The sequence below is a fragment of the Zhenhengia sp. genome (assembly GCF_046966505.1).
Classification (GTDB): Bacteria; Bacillota; Clostridia; order Lachnospirales; family Cellulosilyticaceae; genus Zhenhengia; species Zhenhengia yiwuensis.
Map to the genome: position 1 here is coordinate 239,789 of NZ_JBKVCH010000001.1, position 15,905 is coordinate 255,693.

The window sequence follows — 15,905 nt, forward strand, 5'->3', positions numbered from 1 at the left end:
ACTCCTTTAATTTTTAAAACTATGGATAGGCGCTGGAATTCTACCGCCTCTATCAATAAATCTATCACAATTATAGCTATTGATAGGCATAATAGGTGCTCTACCTAAAAGTCCACCAAACTCTACACACTCTCCTACACCTTTGCCTTGTACTGGAATAATGCGTACAGCTGTAGTCTTAGCATTGATCATACCTATTGCCATCTCATCTGCAATAATACCTGATATCGTTTTAGCACTTGTATCTCCTGGGATAGCTACCATATCAAGTCCTACTGAGCATACACATGTCATGGCTTCTAGTTTTTCTAAAGTTAAAGCACCTGCTTCAGCTGCTTTAATCATAGCATGATCTTCACTTACAGGAATAAAGGCACCGCTTAATCCACCTACATAAGAAGAAGCCATAACACCACCTTTTTTAACGCTGTCATTAAGAATAGCTAGTGCTGCTGTTGTCCCTGGTGCACCTGCCATTTCAAGTCCCATCTCTTCAAAAATTTCTGCAATACTGTCTCCAATAGCAGGTGTTGGAGCAAGAGATAGGTCAATAATACCAAATGGTACACCTAACATCTTAGAAGCTTCCTCAGCTACCATCTGTCCTGCTCTTGTAATTTTAAAAGCTGTGCGCTTTACTGTCTCACACAAAGTCTCAAAATCTGCTTCTCTTACCTGTTCAAGTGCTTTCTTCACCACACCAGGGCCACTTACACCCACATTAATTACTGTATCATGTTCTCCTACACCATGAAAGGCACCTGCCATAAATGGATTATCATCTGGCGCATTACAGAATACCACAAATTTGGCACAACCAATACTTTCTCTATCTGCTGTATACTCTGCTGTTTGTTTAATCACTTCGCCAATAAGCTTTACAGCATCCATATTAATACCAGACTTTGTACACCCCACATTAATAGAACTACATACACGTTCTGTCACACTTAAAGCCTCTGGAATCGATTCAATAAGCACTCTATCTGCTGGAGACATACCTTTTTGTACAAGAGCCGAAAACCCTCCTATAAAGTTTACACCAGCTGCCTCGGCTGCTCTATCTAATGTTTTTGCAATAGGTACATAAGATGTAGCTTTTGTAGCACCTGCTACAAGTGCTATAGGTGTTACAGAAATACGTTTATTCACAATAGGAATACCATATTTTTTTGAAATTTGTTCACCTACTGATACTAAGTCCTTTGCACAAGTTGTAATCTTATTATAAATATTTTCACAAAGTTTATCCATATCACCGGAAATGCAGTCTAATAAACTAATTCCCATTGTAATCGTACGGATATCTAAGTTCGCTTCTTGAATCATTTTATTTGTTTCTTGTACTTCAAATCTTGAAATCACACCTATTCCTCCCTTGTAAGTTTCTTAAATACGATGCATAGAGTCAAAAATCTGTTCATGTTGAAGACGAATATCTACCTCTAAAGCCTTTCCAAGTTCATTTAAAGAATCTACAAGTTCATCAAAAGACATAGTATTTGCTTCTAAATTTACAATCATCATCATATTAAAGTACCCTTGTAAAATAGTTTGAGAAATATCTAATATATTCACATTAGCATCACTTAAAAGCGTACATACTTTAGCAATGATACCTACTTGATCTTTTCCTACAACTGTTATAATACCCTTCATTATTGTATTACTCCCTTATTATTTTTTATTTAATTTCTTCTACTAATTCTTTCATCTTATCTACTAGTCCCTTTGGACTTAAGATATTGATATAACAGCCTGTTGCAAGTTCAAAACCTGCAAAATTGCCTGTTCTAGGTAGTAGACTAATATAGAAGTGATAAGACTGATCTCCTTTTGGTTTTCCGCTCATTACACAAATATTATAACTTACCTCCGGTAGCATACGTTCATAAAGCTTTAATGTATCACTTAGAAGCAGAGCTAGTTCCTTAAGTGCATCATCCGTTATTTGACCTAAATTCGCAAAATGTATGTTAGGTACAATCCAACTTTCATAGGGTGCTCGAGCACCTTCAGGTACAGTGAGTCGCCACTTGCTTGTTTTTATAATGTCCAACCAAGAGGAATCCTGCTGTTTACAAAGCCAACATCCTTCTTTTTCATACTGCTCTCTCACGCTTTCATAATGTCTTTTCATTGTAAGTGGAGTTTCTTCTAATGCAATAATTTGCCAATGTGAATGCATAATACTAGCCCCAGCCTTCTCTCCTTCATTTTTAAAGACTTGAATAAACTGTATACGCTCATCTTGGCTTATCTCTAGCCATCTAAGCTGTATAAGCTTGATAAGGTCATACCAATGACTTTTTGAAAAGCTATGAGGTTTCTTATCATGATATAACGTTTCAATCACTACGTCATGTATACCATATAAATCTCCCCGTTTATGACAAACAGGATATTTATTATTGACAATTCTTATATGATCTTCATCAGAAGTGAACGTCTCCATAACAACTTGTTCTATTGCCGACTCATTTTGCTTACAGAAAGGACACATACTTTCACCTTTGACCTTATTAGGCCTTTTCTGCCTATTCTCCGCTATAATAGTACTTATTCCTAAAGCTTCATTCTCATAGAGCATCTTCTTGTTCACCTCTTATTTTTCATAGTTTTTATTGTACTATATCCCTTTGTAAAATTAAAGATACCAAAATAGACTAGTTCAATTGAACTAGTCTATAAGTTTCCATTCTTCTATATTTGAGTAAAAATTAATAGGGTTTGGTTGTATATTACCACCTATCTTTTTCTTTGTAATGAGTGCACCATTCTTAAAATATAAACTAATATAAGGATTTTGCTCTGCAATATATTGTTGCAAACGTCCATATGCCTCTGTAATTTGATCAGGATGACTATTAAAAGCATTTCTAATTAAATCATCCATCATTTGATCCGAATAACTGATAAAATTATCACCATTTGTAATTTGACTAGAATGGAATGCAAAAGTTACATCTGGAATATATGAAATCTTCCATCCACCTAAGAAAGCATCAAATTGCTTATTATAGATGCGTTCTTTATAAACCTCGGCAGCTACTTTATCAATGTTCACTTCAATACCTAATTCTTTGTACATCTTCTGCATATATTCAGCTACACGAAGACGCTCCTTATTCTCTTCATTAACAAGAAGATTAAAACTTAGTGGTACATTATTCTTCGTAAATAATTTGGAATCCTCATCATATTGATACCCCTCACCCACTAAAAGTAATTTCGCTTTCTCCACATTATACTCTTTAATCTGAAGTGTTGGGTCAAAGAGATAAGAATATGGTGCAATAAGTGTATCTGTTACAACTGAATGCCCTAGATAGTAGGTATCAGATATCTTTTGCCTATCAATTCCATAAACTAACGCTTCTCTTACCTTTGCATTTTGAAAAATAGGTTTATTAAAATTAAGTCCCATAAATTCATAGCAATTAGTTCCTATTTCATAAATAGTAGCTGATTTATCCTTAGCATATTTTCCCCATTCCATTACATCTGTATAGATGACATCAATAAGTCCCTGCTCAAAAGCATAAAGTAAACTTTCTTCATCTGGAATAATCATAACTTCAATATTTTTAATAGTAGGCTCTCCTTTAAAGTAATTAGGGTTAGCCTCAAGTGTAATTTCCTTATGGGGTACACTTTCCTTATACATATAAGGTCCATTCCCTATAGGTAATAAGGACAGCTGTTGCTCTTTCTCAACATTATAGATATGTTTAGGTAAAACAGGGAAGAATAAAGTTTGGTAAACTCCACTAAAATCCTGTCTATAGAAAATCTTAAAAGTATAGCGATCCATAGCCTGAACATTAGCTATATTAGCTGTAGTTAACTTATAAGGTGACTCTGTAGCATTCTTAATCAAATCTAAAGTAAAAAGAACATCTTCACTTGTAAGAGGCGTGCCATCTTGCCATTTAATATCTTCTCTAAGTTTTACAATAAGGACTTTGTCCTTTGCACTATACGTAAAGCTTTCAGCTAAATTAGGTGTTACACTTCCGTCCTCTTCAATATTTACAAGAGTATCAAAGAGGAGATAAAGTGTGTGCTGAACACTTTTATCCATATTATAAATAGGATTTAAAGTGACTGGATTTTGCATACCTATTGTAATTTTAGATACAGATTCTTTTTTAGGTGTTTCTTCCTCAACAGGTACTTCTACTTTTGAAGTAGAGTTTTCTTTAATATCTGTCTCAGGCGTGCAGCCTGTTAAAAGGCCTACACACATTATTAGAAAAATATATTTCCATATCTTTTGTACCATTTACATTCCTCCTTAGTATAACAAATTATAAACTTTATAATAAAAGCTTACTTTTTGTATATACTTTTGTGTCTCTTTAAAGGGAATTGTATGCAAAACATTGCCATCGCTACTATAAAGTGTATTGTTACGCCACTTGGCTACATTACCTGTACCTGCATTATAGGCTGCTAAAACAAGTTGCAAATTGCCTTCATATTGTTTCATAAGCCTTGCTAAATACCATGTTCCAATTTGGATATTAATACTTGGCTCAAACAGTCTATCATTAGCATAATCAGGAATCGCACATTCTTCTGCTCCCCAAGTTCCTGTTTTATTCATAATTTGCATGAGCCCCTTCGCACCACTTTTAGAAATAGCCATAGGGTCATAACCGCTTTCTGCTTTCATAACTGCATAAACAAGGTTGCTATCTAGACCATACTGGTTACTATAAGTTTCGACTAAATCTCTAAATGGTCTTCTATAGCTTAAGAACAGACCTCCTGTAAGTATACACACTATAAGTATACCGTACACTAACCCTTTAATACATTTCCTCATCTTCACGCTAATACCCCTTCATTATTTTTTCTAATAAGGCTTTTAATTGTTCTTTGGTATTTTCACGTGTGAAACGATTATCAATAATATAGTGAGAGACTTTTTCTAATTCTTCCCACTTTTTCTGCTTATTAATCCTCTCTAACACTTGTTCTTTTGTAAAATGATCCCGTTCTATAAGACGTGTAATACGTGTCTGTTCATCCGAAAAGACACCTATAATACGATCCGTTAAAGGAACAAGTCCTATTTCAATTAAGAGCGCCGCATCTATAATGACAAAATCCCATTTCTCTTCTTCTTTACATCTTTCTACTTGTACTTTAATTTCATTATAGATAATAGGATGTGTAATGGTATTAAGTGCATTAAGCTTTTCTCTATCTGCAAAGACTATATCTCCTAACCTTCTACGCACAATCTGCCCATTTTCATCTAAAATACTTTCTCCAAAGGTTTCAACAACTTGATCATATGCTAAATCCCCCTTTAGCAAAATACGATGACCTAGCTCGTCTGCACCTATGACAAAACATTTTTTAAGTTCACAAAGAAGAGATACAATCGTGCTCTTCCCTGAACCTATTCCTCCAACAATTCCTAATGTTTGCATCGCTTTCTCCTATTTTGCCGCCAACCAGTTTTCACCGCTATGCACTTCTACAGACATAGCTACTTTTAAATTTACTGCTTGCTCCATTTTTTCTTTTAATAGTTTGGCAACCTTTTCTTGTTCTGGTCTATAAACTTCTAATAACAGCTCATCGTGAACAGTTAAAATAACTTTAGACTTAAGACCTTCATCTCGAAGTGCTTGGTGAACATGCACCATAGCCAGCTTAATTATATCTGCCGCTGTACCTTGAATAGGGGTATTCATGGCTTTACGTTTGCCAAACTCTCTTAAATTGAAGTTTTTAGAATTAATCTCTGGGATATCACGTTTACGATTAAAGATAGTCTTTACATAACCATGATCTCTTGCAAAACTTATACATCCATCAAGGTATTCTTTTATTTTAGGATATTTTTCAAAATATCCCTCTATATAAGCTGCCGCTTCTTTCTGTGTAATCTTAAGATCTTCTGATAAAGAAAAGGCACCTATACCATATACGATACCAAAGTTAACGGCCTTAGCATTACTACGTTCAAGTGGCGTAACTTCTTCAAATGGCACATGGAAAACTTGTGATGCTGTTAAAGTATGAATGTCAATGCCTTCATTGAAAGCATGAATGAGGTTCTCATCTCCTGCAAGTGCAGCTAGAACACGTAGTTCAATTTGTGAATAGTCTGCATCTAAGAAGATATACTCATCTGAACTTGGAATAAAGAGTTCACGGATACGTCTCCCCATCTCTAATTTTACAGGGATATTTTGAAGATTTGGTTCTGTAGAGCTAATACGGCCTGTAGCTGTAATAGTTTGGTTAAAGCTTGAGTGAATTTTATGCTCAGATGTCATTACTGCAATAAGACCTTCTACATAAGTAGATTTAAGCTTTGTATACTGTCTGTAGGCTAGAATATGTTCTACAATTGGATAGCCATCTCTTAACTTCTCAAGGACTTCTGCAGCTGTAGAGTAGCCTGTTTTGGTTTTCTTAACAGGTGGAATATCCATCTTTTCAAAAAGTATAACACCTAACTGTTTAGGCGAATTAATATTAAAACTTTCTCCCGCTAACTCGTAGACTCTTTCTGCTTCTTTCTCAATTAAGGCATCTAATTCTTTGCCATAAGCTTGCAGTTTCTCAAGATCTACTTTAATGCCTTCCCTTTCCATATCAAAAAGCACTTTAACAAGCGGCATTTCAATATCATTAAAGAGTATCTGCATATCATTTTTATCTAACTCTTTCTGAAGTACATCATAAGCTTCATAAAGAATATGTGCTCTTCTTGTTAAAAAGTCCACACGTGTATTTTCATCTAAACCTAGCCAGCGTTTTTGACTTTTACCTTTGCCAACAAGTTCTTCATAAGAAGGTACATTTTGCATCCCTAAGAAATTATCAGCAAGCTCACTAATCTCATAGGTTTCACTTGTAGGATCAATGAGATAAGCAGCAATAAAAGTATCAAACACTTGTCCTTTAATCTCTATGTGCATCTCAGCTAGAATATGTCTAAGCTTCTTGCTATCATGAATCACTTTAAGGCCTGTCTCTTTCTCAAAGAAAGTCTTGACCTCTGCCTGATTTTTACTTAAATTTAAACTTAAGAAATTAACGCCTTTGCCTTCTGCAATACCTAATTCTAAGCACCCATCCTCATAAGCATAAGTAATCGCCATGCATTCTGAGCTTCCCATTGTGTCTAAACTTTCCTGCTTACTTACTTCTATAGTTTCTACTTCTTTAGTGGCTGAAGTTCTTGGAAGTCTTGCTATAAGCTTTTTAAAGTCAAGCTGTTTAAACACTTCTTCTGCTTCTTCAGATAAAGTAAGGTCTAGATAGAACTCGTCCCATGTATACTCAAGCGGCACATCACACACAATCGTTGCAAGCATCTTACTTTCTAAAGCCTGATCTTTATAGGTTATAAGATTTTCTTTTAATTTCTTTTGTGTAAGCTCATCAATATGTTCATATAAGTTTTCAATGGAATGATATTGTTTAATCAGCTTAATAGCTGTTTTTTCACCTATGCCTGGTACCCCTTTTATATTATCTGAGGCATCTCCCATAAGCCCTTTTACATCAATAAATTCCAAAGGTGAAACTTCATATTTCTCCACTACATCTTTTGCAAAGTAACTTTCAATCTCTGTTCCCTGCTGCTTTGTTTTAGGAATTTTAAGTTCAATGTCCTCACTTGTAATTTGCAATAAGTCACGATCTCCTGATACGACCACCATATTATAGCCGTCTCTTTCACCAGCTTTAGCTAAAGTACCCAGTATATCATCTGCTTCAAAACCTTCTTTTTGCAGAATGTGTACGTTCATAAGAGCAAGGACTTCTTTAAGCAGTGGAATCTGCTCTCTTAATTCCTGTGGCATCCCTTTACGTGTCCCTTTGTATTCTACATTTTGAATATGTCTAAAAGTTGGTGCACTTACATCAAAAGCTACACCTACTAAGTCTGGTTTTTCCTTTTCAATCATACTAATCATAATATTTAAAAAGCCATAAACAGCATTAGTATAACGTCCTTCTTTGTTTGTCAAAAGTGGAATGCCATAAAAGGCTCTATTAGCAATACTTAAACCATCAAATAATAATATTTTTTTCTTCATTATACACCTCCTATATTTAAGGATACCCCAAAATATTCCTATTTATTATAGCATACTTTATGCTATAAACGAAGAAAGAGCTTAGGAATTTTAAGATAAAATTCCTAAGCTCTTAATAAATTCTAAGGTTTTAAAAGACTTCTCAATATAATAGGCAACCATTTCATCACATAGCCTTGCCATCTCTTGCAAGACATAGGGTTTAATTTCGAAATTAAAAAGTGTTTTATAGGGTGCAAGTCGTATGTAATTAAGCACATACCATGTTGTATAACTTAAAGTTATAAGAGCGCTCATGCTTCTACATTTCTTGCAGCATAAACCACCTTCTTCCACAAGAAAAGTATAAGTAGCATATTCATCTCCTTCTACTGACATACCGCATGATACACATCTTGTTAACTCCGGTGTGAATCCTAATACGACAAGAGCACGCATTTCAAAGGTACGGCGAATACGCTCTGCACTTTCTTCACTACTTTTATTCAAACTATGTAAAGCATAAAGCATAAGAGTAAGCAGCTCACTGTTACCACTACTTTCAGTTGCTACTTCACTTACAAATTCTGCAATGTAAGAAGCATAACTTAAAATCACCAAGTTTTCTCTTAAATGATGAAAAGTATAACGTGGCTCTACACTAATTAATTTGTAAGTGTGCTTATACTGAGTCAAGACAAACTCACCATATACAAAAAGCTCTGTTCCTGAAGCAAGTCCTTTATCAAACTTCTTAGCACGTGGTGCACCTACTTGAATAATTCCATATTCTCTTGTAAAGAGAGTGATATATTTATCACTCTCTCCTACTACATATTCTTTTACAACAACTGCATCAACTTTTATAACCATAATCTCTAGTTTTCATCCAATCTCTTTTCTTGTAAGCCTTGTCTGGTTCTTTCATATTCTTTAAAGTTCAAATAGGTTTGTATATCTCCTGTGGTTTCAAAGCATTTCCATAAATGATCTAACATATGAACTACCCCCTTCAGCTTATTACTATTAGCTTATACAAGTTTGGCTATCCTATGCTACAAAAAAATTGCCATTGTAAAAGACCTTGACTATTAAAATTTTCGATTACTAAAAATCTTGATCATTAAATCCATAATTTTTAAGTAGGAATTGACTGTCACGCCAATTCTTCTTAACTTTAACCCATAAAGTTAAATAAACCTTAGATCCTAAAAGCCTCTCCATATCATAGCGTGCTTTACTTCCGATTTCTTTAATCATTGCACCTTGTTTACCAATAATAATACGTTTATGAGAATCACGTTCACATACAATCGTTGCCTCAATATCTACAATATCTCCATTTTTTCTAGATTTCATTGTATCAATTTCTACCGCAATACCGTGAGGGATCTCTTTATCTAAAAGGTGAAGTGCTTTCTCACGAATGAGCTCAGCTACAATTTGTCTTTCTGGTTGGTCTGTTAAAACATCGTCTGGGAAGAACTGCGGTCCTTCTGGTAAATACTTTTCAATACATTTTAAAAGGGCATCAATGTTAACACCTTCATAAGCTGAAATAGGAATAATCTCACTAAAATCTAATTCCTCTTTATACTTATTAATAGTTTCTGCTACTTCTTCCTTCGATACACTATCAATTTTATTGATACAGAGGAAGATTGGTGTATGAACTGATTTAAGCTTCTCAATAATAGTAGCTTCATTTTTACCAATGATTGGATGTGGCTCTACAAGGTAGAAAATAATATCCACTTCATTAAGTGTTGTGTTAGCTGTTTTAATCATCATTTCCCCTAATTTATTTTGAGGCGTATGAATCCCAGGTGTATCTATAAAAACAGCTTGATACGTATCTGTAGTCAATACAGTTTGAATACGATTACGTGTTGTTTGAGGTTTGTTAGACATAATAGCGATCTTCTCGCCAATTAATCTATTCATAAGTGTAGATTTTCCTACATTGGTTCTCCCAATGATTGAAATAAAGCCTGATTTAAATGTATCGTTCATGAGTTTCTCCTTATTTGTTAAGATCTTCTTGTGTAAAGTGCCCAGGTAAAAGCTCTTTAAATTCAAAGACTTTTATTTCTCCTAGTGCATTTTCTAATATAATATGGCCATTGGGCATAAATTCTCCGATTACTTGTCTGCAAATCCCACATGGATAAGTAAATTCCTTGCTACTACTTACAATAGCAATTGCCTTATAGCGAAGTTCCCCTTCTGATACAGCCTTGAAAATAGCTGTACGCTCTGCGCAGTTTGTTGCACCAAAAGATGCATTTTCAACATTACATCCCGTATAAATTTTATCTGTGTCTGTAAGGAGCGCTGCGCCTACTTTAAAATTAGAGTATGGTGCATAGGCATAGGTCATAGCCTCTTTGGCTTTTTCTACTAGTTGTTTATACTCTTCCATTTAAAACATCTCCTATCGATTAATTCCAAGATCTGAAAGCACTTCATTTTGCTTTGCAATCATTACTTTTTCATCTTCTTCATTCATATGGTCATATCCTAAAAGGTGGAACATGCTGTGTGCTACTAAAAAACATACTTCACGCTTTAAAGAATGTCCATAGGACTTAGCTTGTTCATCTGCTACCTCATAGCATAACACAATATCTCCTAGCATGATATGATTTGTGTCATAATTCATCACTTCTGTTTCATCTAATTTTTCCCAGTCAATTATACCATTTGACTCAGGATCAATTTGTGGAAAAGATAAAACATCTGTTGCACGATCTATATCTCGGTATTCATGATTGATAGATCTTATCTCTTCTTTGTCTACGACAGTTAAACTAATTTCTGATTCATAAGGTACTTTTTCAACTTCTAGGCATTTTGCAATAACCTTTTGTATCTCCTCAAATAAGTCTTCATGTTTTTCAAAAAAGTTATATTCATCTTCTAAGTATACGTTCATTCTACTTGCCCTTTCTCTCTGGGTATTCAATACGTTCATGATACATCCCTTTTAGCATACGCGTAAAGGAGTCAATAATTTTTTCTATATCAGATATATAAAGTGGACATTCATCTAACTGTCCTTCATCTAATTTTTGTTTAACCATTTTTCTTACAAGGTCTTCAACAGTTACCTCTGTTCCTATTTTATGCTGCATAGACCTTACTGTTGCTTCTACCACATCTGCAAGCATAATAAGTGCCGCTTCTTTACTCTGTGGCTTAGGCCCCTTATAACTAAAGTCCTTAATGTCTACTTCTTCCCCTTCAATATTTTTAGCTTTAATATAAAAATATTGTGCTGTGCTTGTCCCATGATGTTCTTTAATCATATCTTTTACACACTTAGGAAGTTTATATGTATCTGCCAGTTCAATTCCTGAAGTTACATGGGATAATATAATATCTGCACTTGTTTGTGGATCTAAATAATCATGTGGATTATCAAGTACTTGGTTTTCTTTAAAATAATTAGAGCATGTCAGTTTACCAATATCATGATAGTAACCACCTACCCTTGCCATAAGTGGATTGGCTCCAATTTCATCTGCTGCAGCCTCTGCTAGGTTGGCAACAAGTAGACTATGATAATAAGTCCCCGTCGCTTCAATAAGTAGGCGCTTCAATATGGGTTGGTCTGGATTGGTCAGTTCAAGTAGCTGAATGGGTGTAATAAATCCAAAAGCTGCTTCCCATAAAGGTAAACTTCCTACTACAAGAACGACTACAAGAACACCTACAAAGAATGCTTCTACTCCCTTTAGCATAAGCTGCGTAGATAAAGAAATTCCTACCAACATATTTAAACTAATAAAAATTAGTGTTTGCAGAAGTCCTACTAATAGTGCATTGACCATAGTTTGTTTACGCTCTTGCATTTGAGCCACGATACTAATACTAATGAGCCCAGCTAAAAGATGGTAAATGATAAATACACTATCAGCCTTATGAGTCAGTGCAGCTACTACAATCAAAATAAGATGCATGACAATAGCAATATCTTTATGGATTAAAATAGCAACCAAAATAGGAGCAAACGCCAATGGCATATAAATATAGTCTCCCATTAAAACCATTCGAATAATCCCTAAAGATAAAATATACAAAATAAAAATCAAGCTAGCCTGTCCTCTATTAAGACTTGTATTACTTATCTCGTATTTCATACTACGATAAAGGAATAATACGGCTAATATAATAAGAATCCCTACACCTATATACTGCGTATAGACCTCTGAATCATCTATATTCAGATAACCTATCTTGTTTAAAACATTATAAGCTTCTTCTGTCACCCTTGTACCTTGTTCAACCACTCTTTCTCCTTGAAGTATATAAACAGGTTCTACACTTTCTCTAGCCTCTTCCTTAGCTAATGCGGTTGCTTCCTTATCTACTATAAAATTGGGCTTAATTTGAGAAGAAATAATCTCATAAGCAATTTTTTGCTCTACTGTACTCAAATCTGTCTTTTCTAGTTTAGCTCTTACATCGAGAGCCTTATTTTCATTCTCTTTAATGCCTTCTTCCATAGTGTTGGTAAGTAGATTGATACAAATTTGTTCTAAACTATGTAAACGGTTCACACTCATTCCGAGAAGTGTTTTATATTCGTCTTCGTAAAGGGGAATAGGTGACTTACTTTGAAGCGTCTGTATAGGCGATACTCCATGCTCCTGTGGAATAGCTGTCACCTTAATAGCTTCTGCATAATCGAATAATAACTCAATATTAGCAATACCCTTTTCAAGTACACGCTCATCCATTTTATAAATATCTGGCGTTAGTGCTTCCAATTGATTACGTTTTCTTTCTGTTGCAATTTCATTTTCTACTTGAAAAGGGGCCTCAATGGTTTCACTTGCGATTTGTCCTATCTCGATATGAATCTTTTTCCTAAAGAAATCCCCCGAGCTTATTACAAAAAAGGTTAGCATTACAGCAATCATGAAATAGATAACTTCCCATCGAAACTTTTTCATCCCCTGCCTCCATTCTGCAAAAAATACCGCTAAAGTTTAGCGGTTATTTTTTGGTTTCTCATGTACTTTTTCATACTCATCATAAGCATCTACAATTTTTTGAACCAACGGATGTCTTACAACATCATTACGATTTAAATAACTAAATCCAATACCTTCCACATGAGATAAAATCTTAGCTGCTTCTTTTAAACCACTTTTTTGATCTGCTTGTAAGTCTATTTGTGTTAAGTCTCCAGTAATAATGGCTTTACAGTTAAATCCAAGTCTTGTTAAGAACATCTTCATCTGTGGTGGTGTTGTATTTTGCGCTTCATCAAGGACAACAAAAGCATTGTTAAGTGTACGCCCTCTCATATAAGCAAGTGGTGCAACTTCAATAAGTCCTTTTTCCATATTCTTTTCAAACTGCTCAGCACCCATAATCTCAAACAACGCATCATATAAAGGTCTTAAATAAGGATCCACCTTACTTTGAAGGTCTCCTGGTAAGAAACCTAGCTTTTCTCCAGCTTCTATAGCCGGTCTCGTTAAAATAATTTTACTTACTTCATTCTTTCTAAAAGCATTTACAGCCATAGCCATAGCCAGATACGTTTTTCCTGTTCCAGCAGGACCTATCCCAAATACTACCATATTCTTTCTAATACTGTCTATATATTGTTTTTGACCTAATGTCTTAGCTTTTAAAGGTTTTCCAGCTGCAGTCATTGTAATAAGGTCTTGTGTGGCCATAGAGAATTCTTTTTCTTTGTTTTTCTTAATAAGGTCAACGGTATATTCTACCATCTGTGTATCTATAACTTCTCCTTTTTCAGCTGCACTTAGAAGCTCTTTGAAAGTTCTAATGGCTAAATCGATATGAGCAGGTTCTCCAGATATTTTAATATCTTCATCTCGAAGGACTACTTTGATATGAAAAAGTTTTTCTAGAAGTTTAATATGTTCATCAAACTTTCCAAAGATTCCTGCTATATAACATGTTGGAATTTGTATTTTCTTTTCGTCTAAACCCATTATTCGTTTTCTCCTTCTACTTCACTTTGTGGCATCATCTCTTGAGGTGTTAAATAAAGAGCTTCACTAATATCTTCTTCTACAATAGCCTGAAGCTTTGCAACCAGCTTATTATCATCTTTACTATAAACAACTTCATGGTAAATCACCTGAGCCTCATCACCTAACTTTTTAAGCAAAGCGTCATAAAGTGTTCCATAAAGTTTTTCTTTAGCACTTTCTTCATCAATAGGCTGTTTATACGGTGTATACTCTACTTTCTGCTCTTTTTCATAATAGAATGGTAATGGAAACTGATCTGTAAGCTTAAACTGTTTAACCGTTATCACTTCATCATAATCGTCATACTGCTCTTTTGTATGACTCCTTAAAAAAGGAATTCTTAAATCAAAAAGCCTTAAATCACACTTTGTACTGACACGATTGGTATAAACCTTTTGAACTGTTTCAAGAGGCATACTTGCTTCTAGCGCATAGCCTGTCTTTGCCTTAACGGTTGCCTTTGCATGTGTTAAATAAAGGGAACCTCCTTCATCACCTAGCTGCATACTGCCTGAGACTAAAATATCTCCCTTTTTCACAGTATCTCCTTTTTTCACGCCAGGCATTCCTTTATCTGTCGCAATATAAGTAATAAGTCCATCATTTTTAGCAACAAGGTGACAAGGTGCATTTTCTGTATGTATAGTTGGTTTAGGAACAGATTCTGAAATCTCTACAACCAACTTTGTTCCTTCAAACTTAATCCCAGTCCAAATAATGTCCGGGTATGTATTAATGAGTTTTTGCTCGGCCTCTCGTAAATTCAGTCTTGCTTTAAGCCTTCCTGCTTTGTAACCACTTTCTTCTAATGTCTCTATAACCTCTGTTTCATTAAGCCTCTCACAGCCTTGCACTTCTACAAGCCATACAAATGAGCTTAGCAGGTAAATACAACCTATAAACAAAAAGACACCTACACTAAACATGACACGTTTACGATATCTAAATGTCAAAAAAGGAAGACCCCTTTTTTCTACAATTCTCATACGACATCGTGCCTTCTTGGCATAAGGCTTCAAACGCTTGAAGCCTTCAATAGTAGTACTTAAATAGATTTTACCATCTTTACGTTTAATATTCCAAAAAGTATTCTGATGGCGTATTGCTAAATTCATAAATTTTTCTAAAGTGTAGCCACTTACTTCTACTATAACATAACCTTTTAAATAATTCCATAAAGATAAAAACAAATGGCTCACCCCCTATTCCCAAAGCTTAAAGCTTGGATTTTCCCGTTGATTTGGATATGCTCACTATCCATACTACGTGCCTCTAAGTTCTTGCCTTCTATTGTAAATTCTCCGCACTGCGTTTTTAATCTAATGACTTCATCTCCATACTCTACGATACTTATAAAATTCTCAATGACAATTTCTCTATCTCCAACTAAAGAAATAATAGGTACATCCAGCACGGTTTCTTTAGGAATTTCAAAGCTTTCCATCATATCAAGTATCCATTCTTTCTTCTTGTCTGATTTTTCCTTCTTCATGACTGATTCCCCCCTTATTTCTATATTATGCATAGGGCAGGACAAGTATAACAAAAAATCCTAGAAGCTATCTAGCTTCTAGGATTTCATTAGCCAATATGTGTTGACTATAGCACTCACTATTTATACTAATTAGTATTGTCTATTTTTTTTGCGTGCTGCTTCTGATTTCTTTTTACGTTTCACACTTGGTTTTTCGTAATGTTCTCTTTTACGAATTTCTTGCATGATACCTGCTTTAGCACAATTTCTTTTAAAACGACGAAGAGCGCTATCTAAAGATTCATTTTCGCGAACAGTAACCTCTGACATTTCTTTCCCTCCCTCCGGGCTGCAGTATCG

At 34.8% G+C, this 15,905-nt stretch carries 17 protein-coding genes; all 17 read right to left on the bottom strand.

Annotation, left to right across the window (positions count from 1 at the left end; all coding sequences use genetic code 11):
- Positions 1–6: 6 nt before the first annotated feature.
- Positions 7–1,365, bottom strand: a complete 1,359-nt coding sequence (locus ACLTBU_RS01185; RefSeq protein ID WP_177669617.1) for a PFL family protein — start codon at positions 1,363–1,365, stop codon at positions 7–9.
- Positions 1,366–1,389: 24 nt separating this feature from the next.
- On the bottom strand, positions 1,390–1,662 hold the full coding sequence (locus ACLTBU_RS01190) for an ACT domain-containing protein (RefSeq protein ID WP_249332459.1): 273 nt from the start codon (positions 1,660–1,662) through the stop codon (positions 1,390–1,392).
- A gap of 22 nt (positions 1,663–1,684) precedes the next feature.
- A complete protein-coding gene (locus tag ACLTBU_RS01195; protein ID WP_412217134.1) occupies positions 1,685–2,590 on the bottom strand; it encodes a DUF4931 domain-containing protein in 906 nt (301 codons plus the stop codon).
- A gap of 90 nt (positions 2,591–2,680) precedes the next feature.
- On the bottom strand, positions 2,681–4,285 hold the full coding sequence (locus ACLTBU_RS01200) for a peptide ABC transporter substrate-binding protein (RefSeq protein ID WP_177669611.1): 1,605 nt from the start codon (positions 4,283–4,285) through the stop codon (positions 2,681–2,683).
- 12 nt (positions 4,286–4,297) lie between these two features.
- Positions 4,298–4,831 carry a lytic transglycosylase domain-containing protein gene (locus tag ACLTBU_RS01205; RefSeq protein WP_177670002.1) on the bottom strand — a complete coding sequence of 178 codons (534 nt, stop codon included), beginning with the start codon at positions 4,829–4,831 and terminating at the stop codon, positions 4,298–4,300.
- Between the two features lie 7 nt (positions 4,832–4,838).
- Positions 4,839–5,444: a dephospho-CoA kinase gene (coaE, locus tag ACLTBU_RS01210; RefSeq protein ID WP_177669609.1), complete on the bottom strand. Its 606-nt coding sequence runs from the start codon at positions 5,442–5,444 to the stop codon at positions 4,839–4,841.
- A 9-nt stretch (positions 5,445–5,453) separates the two neighbouring features.
- A complete protein-coding gene (gene polA / locus ACLTBU_RS01215; RefSeq protein WP_412217136.1) occupies positions 5,454–8,075 on the bottom strand; it encodes a DNA polymerase I in 2,622 nt (873 codons plus the stop codon).
- A 90-nt stretch (positions 8,076–8,165) separates the two neighbouring features.
- The gene (recO, locus tag ACLTBU_RS01220) at positions 8,166–8,927 is read right to left on the bottom strand and encodes a DNA repair protein RecO (RefSeq protein WP_412217138.1); all 762 of its coding nucleotides are present in this window, start codon (positions 8,925–8,927) and stop codon (positions 8,166–8,168) included.
- Positions 8,928–8,932: 5 nt separating this feature from the next.
- A complete protein-coding gene (locus ACLTBU_RS01225; protein ID WP_177669603.1) occupies positions 8,933–9,052 on the bottom strand; it encodes a YqzL family protein in 120 nt (39 codons plus the stop codon).
- Between the two features lie 109 nt (positions 9,053–9,161).
- The gene (gene era / locus ACLTBU_RS01230) at positions 9,162–10,067 is read right to left on the bottom strand and encodes a GTPase Era (protein WP_337527411.1); all 906 of its coding nucleotides are present in this window, start codon (positions 10,065–10,067) and stop codon (positions 9,162–9,164) included.
- 10 nt (positions 10,068–10,077) lie between these two features.
- Entirely contained in the window at positions 10,078–10,476 is a 399-nt protein-coding gene (locus tag ACLTBU_RS01235) for a cytidine deaminase (protein ID WP_249332433.1), read from the bottom strand.
- 12 nt (positions 10,477–10,488) lie between these two features.
- Entirely contained in the window at positions 10,489–10,989 is a 501-nt protein-coding gene (gene ybeY / locus ACLTBU_RS01240; RefSeq protein ID WP_337527407.1) for an rRNA maturation RNase YbeY, read from the bottom strand.
- A 1-nt stretch (position 10,990) separates the two neighbouring features.
- Positions 10,991–13,012, bottom strand: a complete 2,022-nt coding sequence (locus tag ACLTBU_RS01245; protein ID WP_337527405.1) for an HDIG domain-containing metalloprotein — start codon at positions 13,010–13,012, stop codon at positions 10,991–10,993.
- Positions 13,013–13,048: 36 nt separating this feature from the next.
- Positions 13,049–14,029, bottom strand: coding sequence for a PhoH family protein (locus tag ACLTBU_RS01250; RefSeq protein ID WP_177669595.1), 981 nt, complete (start codon positions 14,027–14,029; stop codon positions 13,049–13,051).
- Positions 14,029–15,261 carry a sporulation protein YqfD gene (yqfD, locus tag ACLTBU_RS01255; RefSeq protein WP_177669593.1) on the bottom strand — a complete coding sequence of 411 codons (1,233 nt, stop codon included), beginning with the start codon at positions 15,259–15,261 and terminating at the stop codon, positions 14,029–14,031. Before yqfD ends, ACLTBU_RS01250 begins: the two co-directional genes overlap by 1 nt.
- 5 nt (positions 15,262–15,266) lie before the next feature.
- Positions 15,267–15,563, bottom strand: coding sequence for a YabP/YqfC family sporulation protein (locus tag ACLTBU_RS01260; RefSeq protein WP_177669592.1), 297 nt, complete (start codon positions 15,561–15,563; stop codon positions 15,267–15,269).
- A gap of 132 nt (positions 15,564–15,695) precedes the next feature.
- Positions 15,696–15,875, bottom strand: coding sequence for a 30S ribosomal protein S21 (rpsU, locus tag ACLTBU_RS01265; protein ID WP_053985353.1), 180 nt, complete (start codon positions 15,873–15,875; stop codon positions 15,696–15,698).
- Positions 15,876–15,905 lie beyond the last annotated feature (30 nt).